The organism is Maritimibacter alkaliphilus HTCC2654, assembly GCF_000152805.1.
Lineage (GTDB): Bacteria > Pseudomonadota > Alphaproteobacteria > Rhodobacterales > Rhodobacteraceae > Maritimibacter > Maritimibacter alkaliphilus.
Map to the genome: position 1 here is coordinate 3,168,828 of NZ_CH902578.1, position 17,853 is coordinate 3,186,680.

A 17,853-nucleotide genomic window follows, 5' to 3' on the forward strand; every position below is an offset into this window, starting at 1 on the left:
GATGCATGAAGTTGCGAACTGCTCCCCTTTTCCTCGCTTTGGCGATGCTGGCCACACCTGTGTCGGCCGAGCCTGCGCCTGCGAATGTCACGCTCCTGCCCGGTTGGCGCATGGAGAACGGTCATCACATGGCTGCGATCCGCGTCGATCTGTCGGATGGGTGGAAGACCTACTGGCGCGCACCGGGCGAGGGCGGCATCCCGCCTGAAATCGACTGGTCGCAATCGTCGAACGTGGCCGGGGTGACGTTTCACTGGCCGGTGCCGGAAGTGATCCGGCGCGACGGGATGACGACGATCGGATACGAGGACGAACTCGTGCTGCCGGTCGAACTCGTCCCCGCGCGCGGCGGTGAAGCCATTCATATCGACGCCGACGTGCTGGTCGGCATCTGCGAGGAAATCTGCGTGCCGCTCGAGACCGGCTTCGATTCGGTCCTGCCAGCCGACCTGACCGCGCCCGATCCGGTGATCGAACGCGCGTTGGCGGCCCGGCCGGACACGGCCGCCGAAGCGGGGGTGTCCGCCGCCAGTTGCACGCGCGAGGAGCTTTCCGACGGTGTGCGCCTGACCGCTCAGATCGACATGCCGTCGCTGGGTGGCGATGAACTGGTGGTCATGGAGGCCGCGAACCCGGCGATCTGGGTGTCGGAAGCCGTGGCAAGTCGCGGGGCCGAGGGTGCGCTCATGGCACATGCGGATTTCGTGCCGCCGAACGCGCGACCCTTCGACATCGAGGGCGACGAGGTGCGTCTGACGGTCATCGGGGCGGGCCGCGCCGTGGATATTCCCGGCTGCGATCTGTCAGAGTGACTTCGGCCTGACGATCAGGGCCGTTACATAGGCCCCGACCGCGACCAGCGCGGCCCCCAGAACGAACAGACCCGTCGCCGCGCCGATCGTCCCGGTCCCGCCGGGCATCGTTCCGGTGACCAGCACCCATCCCATCGTCGCCACGAACAGCGCGGCGATAAGACTGGCCGACACCGCCATGATCCGCATGACCCAAGGCGCACGGTGCCCGATGGCAAGGCCGTGGCGCAGCGCGTTCATCTGCCGCCGGACGTCTTCTTGCATGGCGAGGATCGCGGGCACGACGAGCAGGACGAGGAAGAAGCCGAAGCCCAGCCCATAGACGAGCGTGACGACCGTGGGTTTCAGGAACTGCGCCTGTTGCGAGCTTTCGAACAAGAGCGGCAGCAGGCCCAGCACCGTGGTCGCGGTCGTCAGGAACACCGGGCGCAGACGGTCCGCCACCGCATCGACGATAGCCGGGCGGATGCCGCGTTCGGCGGCGTATTCATCCACGGTCGACACCAACACGATGGAATCGTTGATGATGATCCCGACCATGCCGATCAGACCCACGACCGAGAACATCGACAGCGGAATGTTCCAGGCATGGTGGCCATAGATCGCGCCGATCAGGCCGAAGGGGATGATCGCCATGACGACGAGCGGACGGGTCCAGCTTGAAAAGATCCACGCCAGAACGATGTAGATGCCGACAAGGCACAGGACGAGGCCGACCATGGCGTCGGACAGGAATTGATCCTCTTGCTCGCTCAGGCCCGACAGGCGGTATTCGACGCCGTAGTCCTCGGCGATGGTGGGCAGGATGGTCTGCTCCATCGCAAGCTGGATTTCGGCGGCCCGGTCGGCGTCGCCCTCGTCCATGTCCCCCGTCACCTCGACCACGCGCAGGCCGTTCTCGCGGTTGACGCTGGCGAACCCGGTGCGGGAGGTGACGCGCACGATGTCCGAGAGGTTCACGTAGTTCCCCGCATCGGTGCGAAGCTGCGACTTTTCGAGGAAGGCGAGGGAAAGCTCTTCCTCCGGCAGTTCGACCCGGATCGCGGCGGAGCGCATACCGTCGGGATAGGTCGCGGCCTCGATCCCCGACAGGCGATTGCGCAGCACTTGCCCGACATCGTCGATGGCGAAGCCCAGCGCCTGCCCCTGCGGGGTCAGTTCCAGAACCAGTTCTTCCTTGTCGTAGGCGAGGCTGTCTTCCAGTGCCGATATTTCCGGGAAATCGCCAAGCGCGGTCTTGAGTGCTTCGGCAGCGGCTTTCAGAAGCTCGTTGTCGGCCCCCATGAGCTGAATATCGATGGCATCCCCGCCCGGCCCGAACCGGCCGCCGCGGAACGAGAATTCTTCGAGCAGCGGGTGCTGCGGCACCGCGTCCTGCACGATCGAGACGAATTCGAACGAGGAATAGGGGCGAAGATCGGCGTCGATCAGTTCGATGGTGATCGCGCCCAGAAGGTCTTCGTCCTTGTCCTCGGCGCTGGCAAGGCCACGGCCCGACGAGCCGCCGATTTCTGCGAGGACATAGGTGATCGGATTGCGCCCGTGTTCCTCTTCAAGCCGTTTTCCGGTCGCGTCCACCGAGGCCTGAAGCTGGCGCAGGAACCTGAGCGTATCCTCGCGCGATGCGCCGTTCACCATCGCGAAGCTGCCGGTCACGGTGCCCTGCTCAGGCGCATTGAAAAAGCGGAACGGCACGTCGCCCCGGATGAACAGCCCGGCCTGCGTGGCCAGCAGCAGAACGCCCCCCGCAAAGACCGCGTATCGCGCGGTTACGACCCAGGTCATGAGCGGACGGAACAGCGTCTCGCGGAACCAGCGGAACCCCTTGTTCACCTGACGGGACGGCCAGTCGTACCAGTGTTCCTTCGCCGCATGGGCGAGTGCGTGCGACATATGGTTGGGCAGGATCAGGAAGCATTCGACGAGCGAGGCGGTGAGGACCGCGATCACGGTAAAGGGCACGTCCGCAATGAATTCGCCGAACCGGCCCTCGATCATGGTCAGCCCGAAAAAGGCGATGATCGTCGTCAGGGTCGAGGAAAACACGGGCGAGAACATGCGCCGCGCCGCGTTCTCGGCGGCTTCGACCGGGGCCTCGCCCCGCCGTCGCGCCCGGAAATCGGCGTGTTCGCCCACGACGATGGCGTCGTCCACGACGATCCCCAGCGTGATGATGAGCGCGAAGAGCGAGATCATGTTGATGGTCAGCCCGAACATATACATGATCGCGACCGCAGCCAGCATGGACACCGGAATACCCGCTGCGACCCAAAGCGCCGTGCGCGCGTTCAGGAACAGAAACAGCGTGATGAGAACGAGGACGAGGCCCATCGCCCCGTTTTCCATAAGGATGTTGAGGCGTCCGGTGATAAGCTCGGCCCGTGTGCGCACAAGGTCGATGGACACGCCCTGCGGCAGCGTCGTCATCATCCGTTCGGCGACCTGTTCGACCGTGCGCTGGATGCCGATGGCGTCGCCCGCCGCGTTGCGGTCGACCCGCACGGTCACGGCGGGGTTGTCGCCCACGAAAAAGGTGCGGGCGCGGTCCACGCCCTCCACCCGAACCGCGGCCACGTCGCCGACGGTCAGCGTCGCGCCGTCCATTTCCGAGCGCAGCACGATGGCCTCGATCTCGTCCGCCGAACGCTTTTCGACGCCTGCCCGGATGCGGGCCGCGCCCGACGCCACGTTGCCCGCCGGGCTCGCCTCGGCCTCGCCCGCGATGGCCTGAGCGATCTGCGCCATGGTCACGTCGTAGCGGACAAGATCGGCGGTCTTGACCTCGACCACCGTCTGCGGGGCGACGACGCCCTGAATGGTGGTGCGCGTCACACCCTCTTGAAACAACCGTGCGACCATTTCGTCCGAGAACCGGGCAAGCTGGTCGATGCCCACCGGCCCGGTGATGACCACATCCGTCACCCGGTCGCGCCAGCCGCCGCCCGAGACGTTCGGGTCTTCGGCGGCGTCGGGCAGGTTCGAGACGCTGTCGACGGCGGCCTGAACGTCGTCCAGTGCCTGCGCCATGTTCCAGCCGGGTTCGAACTCCAGCCGAATATAGGCGGACCCTTCGCGGGCGCGTGACGAGCTTTCGTCCACGCCGTCGATGGCCAGAAGCGTGGGTTCGAGCACCTGAATGATGCCCGCGTCCACGTCTTCGGCGCCGGCACCGCTCCACGTCACCGTAACGCGGATGTCGTCGACGACGACGTCGGGAAAGAACTGCGCGCGCATGTTGGGCATCGCGGCAAGGCCCGCCACCATGAGCAGCACGAAGAGCAGGTTCGCCACCGTGGCGTGGCGGGTGAAGTAGGACAGGATGCCCCCGGCGTTGACGCGACCCGCCATGGATCAGCCCCCCATCCGGCTTTCGATGCGCTCGATCATGTTCGCGGGCACCTCGGGCTGGCGCAGCTGGGCGAGGATGCGATCCTTGATCTCGGGCGGCATCATCTGGTTGCCTTCGACGAACGAGATCAGACGCGACCGGCGTTCTTCGTCGAGCGTGACCATCGCCGGTGCCGCCGGCACCCCTTCGGCACCTTCCGCGTTTTCGTCCACCCGTTGCGGATTGACGCGGATGCCGGCGCCAAGGGTCGGGGTGCGTTCCTCGACCACTTCCCGGCCTTCCAGATCGCCGATCTCGATCAGCACCGTGTCGCCCTGACGGCGGGCGACGGTGACGGATACCTCCTGAAGCCTGTCCTCTTCGCCCAGCACCAGAACCGTGCCGGACGATGACAGCGCGGTCGCGGGAATTTCGGCCACCCCTTCCAGTTCAGGTTCCCGAATGGTGACGGTCACGAAATCGCCGGGCCGAAGCCCGGTCGCGCGGGCAAGCGTCGCGAAGATCAGGCGGCCGGTCTGGCCGTCGCCGACAGCCGCGCTTTCGCGGGCGATCGTGCCGGTGGTGACGAGGTCGAGGTCGTTCAGGTCGAGACTTACGACGACTTCCGCCGGGACGAGGTTGCCCTCGCTGTCGATGAGGCGGGTGTATTGCGCGGTCGACAGGCGGAAACTGACCTCCAGCGCGTCCGGGTCGACCAGCGTCGCGATCTGTTCGTTCGCGGTGACGAGCCGACCTTCGAGCGCCGCCACATCGGCCAAGGCGCCCGAGAAATCGGCGCGGATGGTCGCCTCGTTCAGTCGCCGCTCGGCCTCCTTCAAAGCGATGGTGGATCGGTCGAGCGCGATCTTGGCCGACGAAACGCGGGCGCGGGCAGCGTTGATGTTCGAGCGGGCCGAGAGCACCGCCTGTTCCGCCGAGCTTTCGGCCAGTCGCGCGGTTTCGAGATCGGCCGCGAGACCCACGCCGCGGTCGAGCAGGTCCTGCTGGCGGGTGGCGGCGGTCTGACGCAGTTCGAACTGGCGCTGGGCGCTGGCAAGGTCGTCCTGTTCGAGGATCAGCGCGGCCTCGGCATCCGACACTTCCGCCTCGGCATCCGCCATGTCGGCGCGGGCCAGCGCCACGGCGTCTTCGAGGTCCGACGGGTCGATCCGCACGAGCATCTGTCCGCTCTGGACCCGCCCGCCTTCGACGAAATTCTCGCCCAATTCCACAACGGTGCCTGCCGTGCGTGCTCGGATTTCCAACGTGCGGCGCGAAACGACCTCACCGAAGGCTTCGAGAACGGGTGAAACGGTCTGGCTTTGAACCGGCACGAGCGCCACGGAATAGACCCGCTCGCGCGCGGGCATCGAGCCGGACGTGCGCGCCATGCGCGTTTCGACGGCATCGCGCACGATATAGGCGGCCAGCCCCAATCCGGCGACGGTCAGCGCGGCAAGGAACAACCCTGTCAGGGAACGGCGGAGAAAGCGCATGTGGCGTCCCGTTTCAAATCAGACAATTCACCTTGCCCGCACCCAATGCCGCTGGCAATCGGGCACGGCTGACAAGGCCGTTACGATTTCAAACGGCCGTCGGCTTCATTTCCGTCGCTTGTGTTCGTCGAGACGCGGAAAAATCTCGACGAAGTTGCAGGGCGCGTGGCGATAGTCGAGCTGATAGGCCAGAATATCGTCCCAAGCGTCCTTGCAGGCCCCGGTCGAGCCGGGCAGCGCGAAAAGGTAGGTGCCGTTCGCCACGCCACCCGTCGCACGGCTTTGCACCGCAGATGTGCCGATCTTCTGCATCGACACCATCGTGAACACGGTCGCGAAGGCTTCGATCTCTTTCTCGTAGACGTCGCGATGCGCTTCGACCGTCACGTCGCGACCCGTAAGCCCCGTGCCCCCGGTCGAGAGGATCACGTCGATCTCGGGGTTGGCGCACCAGTCGCGCAGCTTGGCCGCGATCACCTCGCGCTCGTCCTTCACGATGGTGCGGTCGGCCAGCACATGGCCAGCCGCTTCGATCCGGCCGACGAGGGTTTCGCCGGAGCGGTCATCCTCGACCGTGCGGGTGTCGGAAACGGTCATGACGGCGATACGCACCGGGATGAACTCCTTCGACGTGTCGATGCGGCTCATGTCTTGGCCCTCAGCTTGGCTTGGATGTCGAGTAGGTCCGCCCAGGCCTCGCGCTTGGAGATCGGGTTTCTGAGCAGATAGGACGGGTGGAACATCGGAAGCGCCGGTTTGCCCAGCACCTCGGTCCACGTGCCGCGCAGCTTGGTGATCCCCTGACGGTCCAGAAGCGCGGTCAGGGCGATGTTGCCCATCGGGATGATGATGTCGGGGTCGGCCAGTTCGATGTGACGCAGCAGGAACGGCGTGAACATCGCGATCTCTTCCGGCGTCGGGTTGCGGTTGCCCGGTGGGCGGTAGGGCACGACATTGGTGATGTAGAGCGCGTTTTGCGCGTCGGGCGTCGCGCGGTTCAGACCGATGGCCGCGAACATCTGATCCAAAAGCCGCCCTGCGGGGCCGACAAAGGGTTTACCTTCACGGTCCTCTTCCGCCCCCGGTCCTTCGCCCACGATCATAACGCGGGCGGCCGGGTTGCCGTCGGAAAACACGAAGGACCGCGCACCTTTCTTGAGCGGCGAGCCATCGTAAGCCTGCATCGCTTCGGCCAGCGCCTCGAGGCTGCCCGCGCCAGCGGCGTGTTCCTTGGCGACTGCCACCCAATCTGTGCGGGGCACCTCGCGCAGCGGGGTCGGGCCTTCGGGCACGGGGGCGGGCGCTGCGGGTGTTCTCGGTGGCTCCGGCTTCAGCTCGTAGCGGTCGATCGGCGCCTCGGCGACCGCATCGGTCACCCCAAGCTCGACATACCATTCGAGCAGTGCTTTCGCCTGATGCCAGTCCAGAGCCGATTCCATGCCGGTGAACCTAAGCCCCGGCGCGAGGGCCGTCCATGGCGCTCGCGCCGCACCCCCGTCTCCGGGGATTGCCCGTCTCCGGCCCGCTTCCTATAAGCGGGGGCGAAAGGGGCCGCCGATGACATTCCGCCACCGTCACCTTCTGGGGATCGAACCACTTCATCCCACGGAAATCACGACGCTCCTCGATCTGGCCGATACATATGTCGATCTGAACAAATCGCCCCACAAGCGCCGCGAGGTTCTGTCGGGGCTCACTCAGATCAACATGTTCTTCGAGAACTCGACCCGCACGCAGGCGAGTTTCGAGCTTGCGGGCAAGCGTCTGGGTGCGGACGTGATGAACATGGCGATGCAAGCGTCCTCGATCAAAAAGGGCGAGACCCTGATCGACACGGCGCTGACGCTGAACGCGATGCACCCCGATCTGCTGGTCGTGCGCCATCCGCATTCGGGGGCGGTGAACCTGCTGGCCGAAAAGGTGAACTGCGCGGTCCTGAACGCAGGCGACGGCAAGCACGAACATCCGACGCAGGCGCTTTTGGATGCGCTGACGATCCGGCGGGCGAAGGGGCGGCTGCACCGCCTGACCATCGCGATCTGCGGCGACATCGCGCATAGCCGCGTGGCACGTTCGAACCTGATCCTTCTGGGCAAGATGGAGAACCGGGTGCGGCTTGTCGGCCCGCCGACCCTTATGCCGTCCAAGATCGAAGAGTTCGGGGTCGAGGTCTATGACGACATGAAGGCGGGGCTGGAAGACGCCGACGTGGTCATGATGCTCCGGCTTCAGCGCGAACGGATGGACGGCGGCTTCATCCCGTCCGAACGCGAGTATTACCACCGGTACGGGTTGGACGCCGACAAACTTCGGCTGGCCAAGGACGACGCTATCGTCATGCATCCCGGCCCGATGAACCGGGGGGTCGAGATCGACGGGACGATTGCCGACGACATCAATCGCTCGGTCATTCAGGAACAGGTCGAAATGGGCGTGGCCGTGCGCATGGCGGCTATGGATCTTCTCGCCCGAAACCTGCGGGCCGAGACCGAAGACGAGGGAGTCATAGTATGATCGCCGATCTGAGTTTTCCCGGCCCGAACGCGCCGCGCACCATCTTCGTCTTCAAGCTCGACATCGACCCGAACGAGGTCGAGGCGTGGTCGAAGCCGGACGAGGCGGGGGACATGCATCTGGAATATGCGCTGGGCGTGAAAAAGCTCGACCCGGCGCATGTCGAGGTCTTTCCCGTGAGCCAGATCACGGAATTCGGGCTGACACGGTATCTGACCGACGCCAGCGGTATGAGCGTCGAAAGCGTGGCGGCGGATGCCAAGAAACTGTCGGCCCTGCGCGGTGTCATCGTGCTCGTCCACAACAAGGCGGTCTCGGGCGAGGGCGAATTCAAGCCGCGCAACGAGGCGGAGTTCGTGGGGCGCTACACCGAGGCGCAGAGCCTGTCGGTCTCGACCCCGACCACGAGTTATGAGGCGACGCGCGGCACCCTGTCGGGCGGTTCGACGCCGGGCACGGCGCCGGGACGGATGCCGTGGGGCATCCTTCTGATATCCGCCGCGGCGATTGTCCTGATCGCCGCGATCCTCATGGGGCTGGCATGACCGACGAAACCATCGCGACCTTCACCGGCAATCGCACGACCTACATCAAAGAGCACGTCATGCTCGCCGCCATCGGCTCGGTCGCGGCGGTCGGCGTGCTGATGGCGATGGGCAACGAACATGCCTGGACGGGCGTCGTCGGTGCGGTCGCGGCCATTGCGGTGCGCGGCGTTTATGTCGCCTCGGAACAGATCGGGCAGGACTGGGTGCTGACACCCACGACGCTGGTGTCACCCGCCGGGGTTCGTATCCCACGGACCGAGATCGCAAAGGTGCGCACGATCTTTTCCGCCGCGCAGGTCATCACCCGCACCGGCGACAAGTATATGATAAAGTATCAGTCCGACCCTGCGGCGACCGCGGCCACCATCGAAGGGGCGCGCGCATGAGCACACTGACCGGCTGGGAAGGCATCCTCGACGAGGGCGAGGTAATCTTGTGGCAAGGCCGCCCCGGACAGGGGTTTCACGTCGGGGCGGGCAGCCTGATCGGCGGCGTCTTCGGCCTGTTCTTCGCGGGTTTCGCGGTGTTCTGGATGGTCATGGCGTCGAACGCGCCGGGAAATTTCTGGATGTTCGGGCTGATCCACTTCAGCGTCGGCCTCGCCCTGTCCATCGGTTCCGTCGTCGGGCCGACGTGGAAACGGCGGCATAGCTGGTACACCCTGACCGACCGCCGCGCCTTCATCGCCACCGACATGCCGTTCAAGGGCCGCAACCTGAAAAGCTATCCCATAGGGCCGAACACCGTGATCGACTACAAGCAGGGCAACCCGGCCACGATCCATTTCGCCGAGGAATGGAAGCGCGGCAGCAAGGGCGGCAGCTACAAGGTCAAGATCGGGTTCGAGCGGCTCGAGAACGGGGACGAGGTGATGCGTCAGGTCCGAAAGGCACAGGAAGTGGACGAGACGATGATCCGGGAGCACACATGACCATCCGCACCTTCATCAACGCCCGGCTGATCGACCCCGAGGCGGGGACCGATGCGATGGGATCGCTGACCATCGAGGATGGCGCGATCATCGCGCGGGACGGGCGGCCTGCGGGCGAGGTGATCGACTGTAATGGCAAGTGCCTCGCGCCGGGGATCATCGACATCGGCGTGAAGATCGGTGAACCGGGGGAGCGGCACAAGGAAGGGTTCCGCACGGCGGGCCGCGCGGCGGCGGCGGGCGGGGTGACCACGATGGTCACGCGGCCCGATACGACGCCCGCCATCGACACGCCCGAAACGCTGGATTTCGTGAAACGCCGCGCGCGGGAGCGGGCCCCGGTGCGCGTGCATCCGATGGCCGCGCTGACCAAGGGGCGCGAAGGGCGCGAGATGGTCGAGATGGGGTTCCTGATGGACGCGGGCGCGGTGGCGTTCACCGACTGCGACCACGTGATCGGGGACAACAAGGTGTTTTCCCGCGCCATGACCTATGCCCGCTCGGTCGGCGCGCTCATCATGGCGCATCCGCAGGACCCGTCGCTGACGTCGGGGTCCGCCGTGACCTCGGGCAAGTTCGCGTCGCTGCGTGGTCTGCCGGCGGTGTCTCCGATGGCCGAGCGGCTGGGGCTTGAGCGGGACATGGCGCTCGTCGAGATGACCGGGGTGCGCTACCACGCCGACAACCTGTCGACCGCCGCCGCGCTGCCTGCGCTGGAGCGGGCCAAGGCGGCGGGTCTCGATGTCACCGCCGGGGTGAACATTCACCACCTGACGCTGAACGAGTTGGACGTGGGCGATTACCGCACCTTCTTCAAGCTGAAACCGCCGCTGAGGTCCGAGGATGACCGCAAGGCGATGGTCGAGGCCGTGGCTTCGGGCCTGATCGACATCGTCTGTTCGATGCACACGCCGCAGGACGAAGAATCGAAACGCCTCCCGTTCGAGGAAGCAGCCAGTGGCGCGGTGGGTCTGCAAACCATCCTGCCCGCCGCGATGCGCCTGATCCATGACGGGTCGATGGACCTGCCGACCCTGTGGCGCGCGCTGTCCACCAATCCGGCCAAGCGTTTCGGACTGCCCGGTGGCACGCTGGCCGAGGGGCGGCGCGCCGACCTCGTCCTGTTCGACCCCGACGCGCCCTTCGTGCTCAACCGCTTCACGCTGGAGAGCAAATCCAAGAACACGCCGTTCGACGAGGCACGGATGCAGGGCAACGTGCTGGGCACATGGGTCGGCGGGCAGCGGGTGTTCGGGTGATCCGGCCAGCGCGGCCAGACGACCTTGCGACGCTCGGGGATGTCGCGATGCGGTCCAAGGCGCATTGGGGCTATGACGCCGATTTCCTCGAAGCCTGCCGCGAAGAACTGTCGCCCACCGCCGCCGACCTCGGCCCCGGTCTGATGACGTGGGAGGACGAGGCGCCAAGGGCGGTGGCCCATGTGGTCATGGCGGGCGGCGTGGCGGAGCTTTACCTTTTGTTCGTCGCGCCCGAGGCGATGGGGCAGGGGATCGGGCGCGACCTTTTCGGCTGGGCGTGCGACTATGCCCGCGGCGAGGGGGCCGAACGGCTGGGGCTTGACGCCGACCCCTATGCCACGCCGTTCTATGAGAAGATGGGTTGTGTTCAGGTCGGCGAAGTGCCCTCGGCCACATGGCCAGACCGGATGCTGCCGCGCATGGAATACCAACTGTAGAGGCCAAGAATGCCCGAAGCTGTCACACTTCTACCGCTCCTGATCGTCACGGCGCTGGTCGCCTATCTCGTCGGGTCCATTCCGTTCGGGATCGTCATGGCGCGGCTTTTCGGGCTGGGCGATCTGCGCAAGATCGGGTCCGGCAACATCGGTGCGACGAACGTCCTTCGCACCGGGAATAAGTTGGCGGCGGCCCTGACCCTGATCCTAGATGCCGGGAAAGGCGGGTTCGCGGTGCTGATCGCGCGGGCGTTCTTTGCCGAGGATGCGGGCCAGATCGCAGGCTTCGCCGCCTTCTTGGGCCATTGCTTCCCCGTCTACCTCGGGTTCCGGGGCGGCAAGGGTGTGGCCACATGGCTCGGCACCCTGTTCGCGCTGGCCTGGCCGGTGGGGATCGCCGCCGCGCTCACATGGCTGGCGACGGCGGGGCTTTTCCGCATCTCGTCGCTCGCCGCACTCGTGGCCGCGGCTCTCACCCCGCTCTGGGCCTGGGTGCTGGGCTTTCCGACCACCATCGCGCTGCTCGTCGCGCTGGCGGTTCTGATCTATATCCGCCACCACCAGAACATCGCCCGCATCCTCGCCGGGACCGAAAGCCGGATCGGCAAGAAATGACGGACGAGGCGTTCGAGCACTTTCACAAGGACGGGTCGCTCTGGGCAAAGGGAACGCTGCGCGACGGTGAACAACACGGGTATTGGGAGTTCTTCCGAAAGGACGGTACGCGCCTGCGTTCGGGCCATTTCGAACGCGGCGTGCAGGTCGGAGAATGGACGACCTATGACAAGGACGGCGCGCCCTACAAGGTCACGCGCATGAAACCGAAACCGTGAATATGTGAGCCCGCACGGTCCAAAAAGTTGATTTTCGGCGGCTTTCAGGCAAACTGAACTCAATAACATTTTCGAGATCAGGGAGTTGGGACAATGAACATGATGCAGGCGGTGCAGACCGTCTTTTCGAAATACGCGACCTTCTCGGGACGTGCGCGCAGGGCCGAATTCTGGTGGTTCGTGCTGTTCTACATGATCGTGAACCTTGTGCTGAGTATCGTGGACTCGTTTTTGTTCGGCACCACGACGACGACCGAGAACGGCTTCTCGGCCTCGACCGACACACCATATCTGTCGATGGTCTGGTGGCTTGCGACGATCATCCCCTACCTCGCCGTCAGCGTGCGGCGGCTGCATGACATCAACCGCGTCGGCTGGTGGCTGTTCATCGGTCTGATCCCGCTGGTCGGCTTCATCGTGCTGATCGTCTGGTTCGCCACCGGCGGCGACAAAGGGGCGAACCGTTTCGGTCCTGATCCGATCGACGGCAGCGACGGCGACGGGGGCGAGACGTATTCGGACACCTCGGTTCCGCGTGTGTGACACTGGCATCTGAAGGGGAGATGGCACCATGAACATGATGGAGGCGGTGAAATCCGTCTATTCCAACTACGCGAAGTTTTCCGGGCGTGCCCGGCGGGCGGAATACTGGTGGTTCTACCTGTTCTACCTGATCGTCTATCTGGTGCTGGGCGTGGTGGACTCGCTCCTCTTCGGGACGACGACGACCGGTGACGGGAGTTTCTCGGCCTCGACCGATACGCCGATCCTGTCGGGCATCTTCGCGCTCGGCTCGCTCATCCCGAACCTCGCGGTCGGGGTGCGGCGCCTGCACGACATCAACCGTCGCGGCTGGTGGCTGCTGATCGCGCTCATCCCGCTCGTCGGGATCATCATCCTGATCGTCTGGCTGGCGAAAGCCGGGGACAAGGGGCCGAACCAGTATGGCGGCGATCCGATCAGCGGCGAAGGCGAGGGACCGGCAGAACCCTCCTATAGCGAGACCTCCATTCCCAAGGTCTGAGACGTGGGTTAGAACATCGAACGGGGCGGCCATAGCGCCGCCTCTTTTTACACGGGGACCGGGGCAGGGAACCGAAGGGAGACAGGTAGATGGACATGAAGACCGCCGTCGAGACGGTGTTGCGCGACAAGTACGTGGAATTCAACGGACGTGCGCGGCGCGCCGAGTTCTGGTGGTTCATCCTGTTCGTCTTCGTCGTCTCCACCATCCTGTCGCTCATCGACATGGCGCTGTTCGAGGGCGTGTTGCAGGACATCGGGCCGCTGTCCGCAATCTTCACGCTCATCACGCTGATCCCCGCCATCGCCGTGACCGCGCGCCGCCTGCATGATGTCGGGCGCTCGGGCTGGTGGCAGCTTCTGTTCCTGCTCCCCGTCATCGGGTTCCTCGTGATCCTGTTCTGGGCGGTCCAGAAGGGCACCGACGGCCCGAACGAATACGGCCGCGACCCGCTGGGCGGCACAGCCCCCGCCGCATGATCCGCGCTGTTGCGCAGGCGCTCCGCAATTACGCGACCTTCCGGGGCCGCACCGGGCGGCGCGCGGCGTGGTGGTTCCTCGCCTTTTTCATCGTCGGGAATTTCCTTCTGGTGAACCTGACGAAGTTCGCGCTACTGGGCGAGGTTTACGGGCTGGCCAAGTGGGCTTCGCTCGTGTCGTGGTTCTTTTTCTGGTCGATGATCCTGCCCATGGCGGCGCTCACCGCGCGGCGTTTGCAGGACATCGGTAAACCCGGCGCGCTGACGATCCTGCCGACTGCCGCCGTCATGCTGGTCAGCGTGAACGAACGGCGGCTCATCACGCAAGGCTACGAGGCGCTGATCCCCGTGTTCATCGTGGCCACGCCGATTTTCGTCTGGTTCTTCTACTGGCTCGCGCGGCCCGGTGATCCGGGCGACAACGCATATGGGCCGCCGCCGGGCGCCTGAACGCCCGGCGATTGATCAGACCTCAAGCCACTCCGCCCGCACATCGTCGCGCTCGGCGAACTCGGCGGGGGTGCCGGAATAGACGATCTCACCATGACCCATCACATAGACCCGGTGTGCGATGCGCAGGGCAATCGACAGCTTCTGTTCGACCAGAAGGATCGCGACCCCCGTCTTGGCGATCTCCGCGATCATGTCACCGATCTGTTGCACGATCTTGGGGGCCAGCCCCTCGGTCGGCTCATCAATGATGATTAGCTCCGGGTCGCCCATGAGCGTGCGGCACATGGTCAACATCTGCTTCTCGCCGCCCGACAGCACGCCCGCGGGATTGTCGGCCCTCGCCCGCAGGTTCGGGAACATGTCCAGCATCTCGTCGATGGAGTACTTGCCCGGATTGCGCATGTCCTTGACGCCGAGGACAAGGTTCTGGCGCACGGTCATCGAAGGGAAGATGTCGCGGCTTTCGGGAACGTAGCCCAGCCCCATCCGCGCGATCTTGTGGCTTTCCAGCCCCGCGATGGGTTCGCCCTTGAACAGAACCTCGCCGCGCGGCGTCACCTCGCCCATGATCGCCTTGGCCGTGGTCGAACGCCCCACGCCGTTGCGACCCAGAAGCGCGATCACCTCGCCCGGCATGATCTCCATATCCACGCCGCGCAGGACGTGGGACTTGCCGTAATAGGCGTGAAGGTCTTTCACCTGAAGCATCGCTTGGGTCATGCCGTCACCTCTTCGGGAAGGGCTTCATCGCCCAGATAAGCCTCGCGCACGGCGGCGTTGCCGCGAATGCCCTCGGGTTTGTCGGTCGCGATGATCTCGCCATAAACCAGCACGCTGATCCGGTCGGCCAGGTCGAAGATCACGCCCATGTCGTGCTCGACGATCACCAGCGTCTTGCCCTCGCTCGCCCGCCGGATCAGGTCCACGGCGCGGGCGGTTTCCGAATGGCTCATCCCCGCCGTTGGCTCATCGAGCAGGATCACGTCGGCCCCGCCCGCGATGGTTATCGCAATCTCCAGCGCGCGTTGGTCGGCATAGGGCAGGAGCGCGGCCGGCACGTTGGCCTTGTCGGCCAGCGAACAGTGTTCCAGCACCTCCCACGTCTTTTGCTGCACGGCCTTGTTGGAGCCGATGTTGCGCCACCAGGCATAGCCCTGACCCATCGAATGCAGCACGCCGCAGCGCACGTTTTCGCGCACGGTCATGTTGGTGAAAATGTTGGACACCTGAAAGGACCGGCTGAGGCCGAGCTTGTTGATCTCGTGCGGCGGCATGTCCGAAATGTCCTGCCCATGGAGCGAGACAGTGCCGGAGGTGGGCGTGTAAAGCCCCGAGATCAGGTTGAAGAGCGTCGACTTGCCCGCCCCGTTCGGCCCGATGATCGCGTGACGCTCGCCCGGCGCAATGTCGAGCGAAACGTCGTTGATGATCTTGGCCGGACCGAAGCTTTTGTTCAGCTTGTCGAGCGAAAGCGCAGGGGTCGTCATGCGGCCTCCTTGTCTTTGGATGCGTAGCGGGTCAGGGCGACCCCGGCGACGGCGGTGACCACGATGATCAGCCAGCTCAGGACGTTCTGGTGGCCAAGGTGCATTCCGAACGGCTCATAGACTTCGCCGTAGCCGTTGGACCAGCGGACCGAGACCTCGACCAGCACGATGAGGCCGATGAGCATGAGCAGGATGCCCGCGAGCTTCATCAGGAGCCCCGCGATATACTGTCCCGGATTGCTGCCGCGCAGCCCGTCCCAGATGCCGAACACGATGCCTGCGATGCCGCGCGGGGCGAACATCACGATGGCGATGAACAGCACGCCAAGATACAGCAGCCACGCCTCGGTGAAGTCCGACAGCATCGACTGCATGTAGGTCAGCAGGATCGCCCCGAAGATCGGCCCGACGAAGTAGGTGATGCCACCCACATAGGCCATGATGAGCACGAAGCCCGAGGGCACCAGCGACATCGCGTCCGGCGTGAAGATCTCGTAGTTCACGGCCGCCATGCCGCCCGCGAGGCCCGCGAAGCCGCCCGCGAAGATGAACACGAGGTAGCGCACGCGCTGCGGGTTGTAGCCGATGAACTGCACCCGCTGAGCGTTGTCGCGTGTCGCCTCGGACAGCTTGCCCAGCGGCGTGCGGGTGAAGGCCCACATGCCGACGAGGCCGACGACGGTCCAGAAGGCGATGAACCAGTAAACCTCGCTGATCGGGCCCATCGATAGGCCGAAAAGCTCGACCCCGTTCATCCGGTCGCCCGAAATCCCCTGTTCGCCGCCGAAGAAGCTGTCGAACATGAAGGCGGCGGCGAAGACGAGTTCCGCCACGCCGAGCGAGATCATGGCGAAGGTCGTGCCCGCCTTGCGGCAGGACGGCCAGCCGATGATCGCACCGGCGAGCGCCCCTCCGGCGAAACCGACGAGGGGGAGGAAGAACACCGGGAACCCGGCCCACAGTCCCGACCCGTCCTCGATCCAGTTCATCGCGTGCATGGCGACGTACCCGCCGAAGCCGAAGTAGACGGCATGACCGAAGGACAGAAGGCCCCCCTTGCCGAGGATCATGTTGTAGGACAGCGCGAAGACGATGTTGATGCCCATCTGATGCGCGATGGTGTAGAACGTCCGGCTGGGTCCGACCATCGGGATCGCGGCCAGACAGGCGGCGAAGATCAGGATGGGCAGGGTGCGCTGGCGGAACTTGGCCCCCGCGCTGGGCGCGAGGTTCTGGAAGGTTTGTGTCGCGTCGCTCATAGCTCCTGCTCCCCCATCAGGCCCTGCGGGCGGAAGATCAGCATCAGGACCAGCAGCAGGAAGGGCAGGACCGGCGCGAGCGACGAGATGGTGATGTCACCGACCTCCGACGTGGGCGACAGGCCCGTGAAGGCGAAAATCTCGGCGAAGCTCGCGTTGATGCCGACCGCGAAGTTCTGGAGCAGTCCGATCAGCAGCGAGGCGAGGAACGCCCCCTCGAGCGATCCGATTCCGCCGACCACGACGACCACGAAGACGATGGGGCCCATCTGGACCGCCATAGCCGGGTCGGTGACGAAGATGTTGCCTGCCATGAGGCCCGCCAGACCCGCGAGCGCGCAGCCGATGCCGAAGACGGTCATGAAGATGAATGGCACGTTATGGCCCAGATGGCCGACCATGTGAGGATGCGTCAGCGCGGCCTGAATGATAAGGCCCGCGCGGGTGCGTTTGAGCAGGAACCAAAGCCCCACGAGCATCGCGATGGCGATGAAGATCACGAAGATCCGGTAGGCCGGAAAGGTGGCGCCGTAGATCTCGAACGCCGCGAAATTCAGAAGGTCCGGCACGCGGTAGTCCACGGCGGTCTTGCCATAGACGATCTTGACGACCTCTTCGATCAGGTAGGCGAGGCCGAAGGTGAACAGCAATTCCGCGACATGGCCGTTCGCATGGACCTTGCGCAGCCCGTAGCGTTCGACGAGCGCGCCGACGAGGCCCACGAGGACCGGCGCGATGAACAGCGCGATCCAGAAGCTCGTGCTGCCGGTGATGGTGAAGGCGAAATAGGCGCCGAGCATGTAAAAGCTCGCATGCGCGAAGTTCAGAACGCCCATCATCGAGAAGATGAGCGTCAGGCCGGAGGACAGCATGAACAGGAGCAGGCCATAGCTCACACCGTTCAATAGCCCGAAGACAATCGTTTCCATTGGGACCTCGTGAGGGAACGAAGGGCGCCGTACGCTGCCGCACGGCGCCCCATATCAAGCCAGTG

Annotated in this window: 21 protein-coding genes; 13 read left to right on the plus strand and 8 right to left on the minus strand. The window is 65.0% G+C overall.

Annotated elements, in window-relative coordinates:
• Positions 1-5: 5 nt before the first annotated feature.
• Positions 6-812, plus strand: coding sequence for a protein-disulfide reductase DsbD domain-containing protein (locus tag RB2654_RS16510; protein WP_040885136.1), 807 nt, complete (start codon positions 6-8; stop codon positions 810-812).
• Here RB2654_RS16510 and RB2654_RS16515 read toward each other — a convergent pair.
• From RB2654_RS16515 to RB2654_RS16530, 4 genes are all read right to left on the minus strand, one after another.
• Complete coding sequence (locus RB2654_RS16515) at positions 804-4,160, minus strand: efflux RND transporter permease subunit (RefSeq protein WP_008333952.1); 3,357 nt, start codon at positions 4,158-4,160, stop codon at positions 804-806. The genes RB2654_RS16510 and RB2654_RS16515 overlap by 9 nt on opposite strands.
• Before the next feature lie 3 nt (positions 4,161-4,163).
• The gene (locus tag RB2654_RS16520) at positions 4,164-5,636 is read right to left on the minus strand and encodes an efflux RND transporter periplasmic adaptor subunit (RefSeq protein ID WP_008333953.1); all 1,473 of its coding nucleotides are present in this window, start codon (positions 5,634-5,636) and stop codon (positions 4,164-4,166) included.
• A gap of 105 nt (positions 5,637-5,741) precedes the next feature.
• A complete protein-coding gene (moaB, locus tag RB2654_RS16525) occupies positions 5,742-6,284 on the minus strand; it encodes a molybdenum cofactor biosynthesis protein B (protein WP_008333954.1) in 543 nt (180 codons plus the stop codon).
• On the minus strand, positions 6,281-7,075 hold the full coding sequence (locus tag RB2654_RS16530; protein WP_008333955.1) for a uracil-DNA glycosylase: 795 nt from the start codon (positions 7,073-7,075) through the stop codon (positions 6,281-6,283). Before RB2654_RS16530 ends, moaB begins: the two co-directional genes overlap by 4 nt.
• 118 nt (positions 7,076-7,193) lie before the next feature.
• On the opposite strand from RB2654_RS16530, the gene RB2654_RS16535 reads away from it, so the two are divergent.
• The 12 genes from RB2654_RS16535 to RB2654_RS16590 all read left to right on the plus strand — a co-directional run bounded on the left by RB2654_RS16535 (position 7,194) and on the right by RB2654_RS16590 (position 14,110).
• Positions 7,194-8,150, plus strand: a complete 957-nt coding sequence (locus RB2654_RS16535) for an aspartate carbamoyltransferase catalytic subunit (RefSeq protein WP_008333957.1) — start codon at positions 7,194-7,196, stop codon at positions 8,148-8,150.
• Positions 8,147-8,695 carry a hypothetical protein gene (locus RB2654_RS22550; protein ID WP_008333959.1) on the plus strand — a complete coding sequence of 183 codons (549 nt, stop codon included), beginning with the start codon at positions 8,147-8,149 and terminating at the stop codon, positions 8,693-8,695. The genes RB2654_RS16535 and RB2654_RS22550 overlap by 4 nt, the downstream gene beginning before the upstream one ends.
• A complete protein-coding gene (locus RB2654_RS16545) occupies positions 8,692-9,084 on the plus strand; it encodes a hypothetical protein (RefSeq protein ID WP_008333960.1) in 393 nt (130 codons plus the stop codon). The genes RB2654_RS22550 and RB2654_RS16545 overlap by 4 nt, the downstream gene beginning before the upstream one ends.
• On the plus strand, positions 9,081-9,629 hold the full coding sequence (locus tag RB2654_RS16550) for a hypothetical protein (RefSeq protein WP_008333961.1): 549 nt from the start codon (positions 9,081-9,083) through the stop codon (positions 9,627-9,629). The genes RB2654_RS16545 and RB2654_RS16550 overlap by 4 nt, the downstream gene beginning before the upstream one ends.
• On the plus strand, positions 9,626-10,888 hold the full coding sequence (pyrC, locus tag RB2654_RS16555) for a dihydroorotase (protein ID WP_008333962.1): 1,263 nt from the start codon (positions 9,626-9,628) through the stop codon (positions 10,886-10,888). The genes RB2654_RS16550 and pyrC overlap by 4 nt, the downstream gene beginning before the upstream one ends.
• Positions 10,885-11,325 carry a GNAT family N-acetyltransferase gene (locus RB2654_RS16560; RefSeq protein ID WP_008333963.1) on the plus strand — a complete coding sequence of 147 codons (441 nt, stop codon included), beginning with the start codon at positions 10,885-10,887 and terminating at the stop codon, positions 11,323-11,325. Before pyrC ends, RB2654_RS16560 begins: the two co-directional genes overlap by 4 nt.
• 9 nt (positions 11,326-11,334) lie before the next feature.
• Entirely contained in the window at positions 11,335-11,940 is a 606-nt protein-coding gene (gene plsY, locus RB2654_RS16565) for a glycerol-3-phosphate 1-O-acyltransferase PlsY (RefSeq protein WP_008333965.1), read from the plus strand.
• On the plus strand, positions 11,937-12,158 hold the full coding sequence (locus tag RB2654_RS16570) for a toxin-antitoxin system YwqK family antitoxin (protein ID WP_008333966.1): 222 nt from the start codon (positions 11,937-11,939) through the stop codon (positions 12,156-12,158). The genes plsY and RB2654_RS16570 overlap by 4 nt, the downstream gene beginning before the upstream one ends.
• 93 nt (positions 12,159-12,251) lie before the next feature.
• Positions 12,252-12,701, plus strand: coding sequence for a DUF805 domain-containing protein (locus RB2654_RS16575; protein ID WP_008333968.1), 450 nt, complete (start codon positions 12,252-12,254; stop codon positions 12,699-12,701).
• Between the two features lie 28 nt (positions 12,702-12,729).
• A complete protein-coding gene (locus tag RB2654_RS16580; protein WP_008333971.1) occupies positions 12,730-13,182 on the plus strand; it encodes a DUF805 domain-containing protein in 453 nt (150 codons plus the stop codon).
• Between the two features lie 89 nt (positions 13,183-13,271).
• On the plus strand, positions 13,272-13,661 hold the full coding sequence (locus tag RB2654_RS16585; protein WP_008333973.1) for a DUF805 domain-containing protein: 390 nt from the start codon (positions 13,272-13,274) through the stop codon (positions 13,659-13,661).
• The gene (locus tag RB2654_RS16590; RefSeq protein ID WP_008333974.1) at positions 13,658-14,110 is read left to right on the plus strand and encodes a DUF805 domain-containing protein; all 453 of its coding nucleotides are present in this window, start codon (positions 13,658-13,660) and stop codon (positions 14,108-14,110) included. Before RB2654_RS16585 ends, RB2654_RS16590 begins: the two co-directional genes overlap by 4 nt.
• Before the next feature lie 15 nt (positions 14,111-14,125).
• Here RB2654_RS16590 and RB2654_RS16595 read toward each other — a convergent pair whose 3' ends face one another.
• From RB2654_RS16595 to RB2654_RS16610, 4 genes are read right to left on the minus strand one after another with little or no spacing between them, the layout of a single operon-like run.
• The gene (locus tag RB2654_RS16595; RefSeq protein WP_008333975.1) at positions 14,126-14,833 is read right to left on the minus strand and encodes an ABC transporter ATP-binding protein; all 708 of its coding nucleotides are present in this window, start codon (positions 14,831-14,833) and stop codon (positions 14,126-14,128) included.
• On the minus strand, positions 14,830-15,600 hold the full coding sequence (locus RB2654_RS16600) for an ABC transporter ATP-binding protein (protein WP_008333976.1): 771 nt from the start codon (positions 15,598-15,600) through the stop codon (positions 14,830-14,832). The genes RB2654_RS16595 and RB2654_RS16600 overlap by 4 nt, the downstream gene beginning before the upstream one ends.
• Positions 15,597-16,859, minus strand: coding sequence for a branched-chain amino acid ABC transporter permease (locus tag RB2654_RS16605; protein ID WP_008333977.1), 1,263 nt, complete (start codon positions 16,857-16,859; stop codon positions 15,597-15,599). Before RB2654_RS16605 ends, RB2654_RS16600 begins: the two co-directional genes overlap by 4 nt.
• Positions 16,856-17,788, minus strand: a complete 933-nt coding sequence (locus RB2654_RS16610) for a branched-chain amino acid ABC transporter permease (RefSeq protein WP_008333979.1) — start codon at positions 17,786-17,788, stop codon at positions 16,856-16,858. Before RB2654_RS16610 ends, RB2654_RS16605 begins: the two co-directional genes overlap by 4 nt.
• Positions 17,789-17,853: the final 65 nt, after the last annotated feature.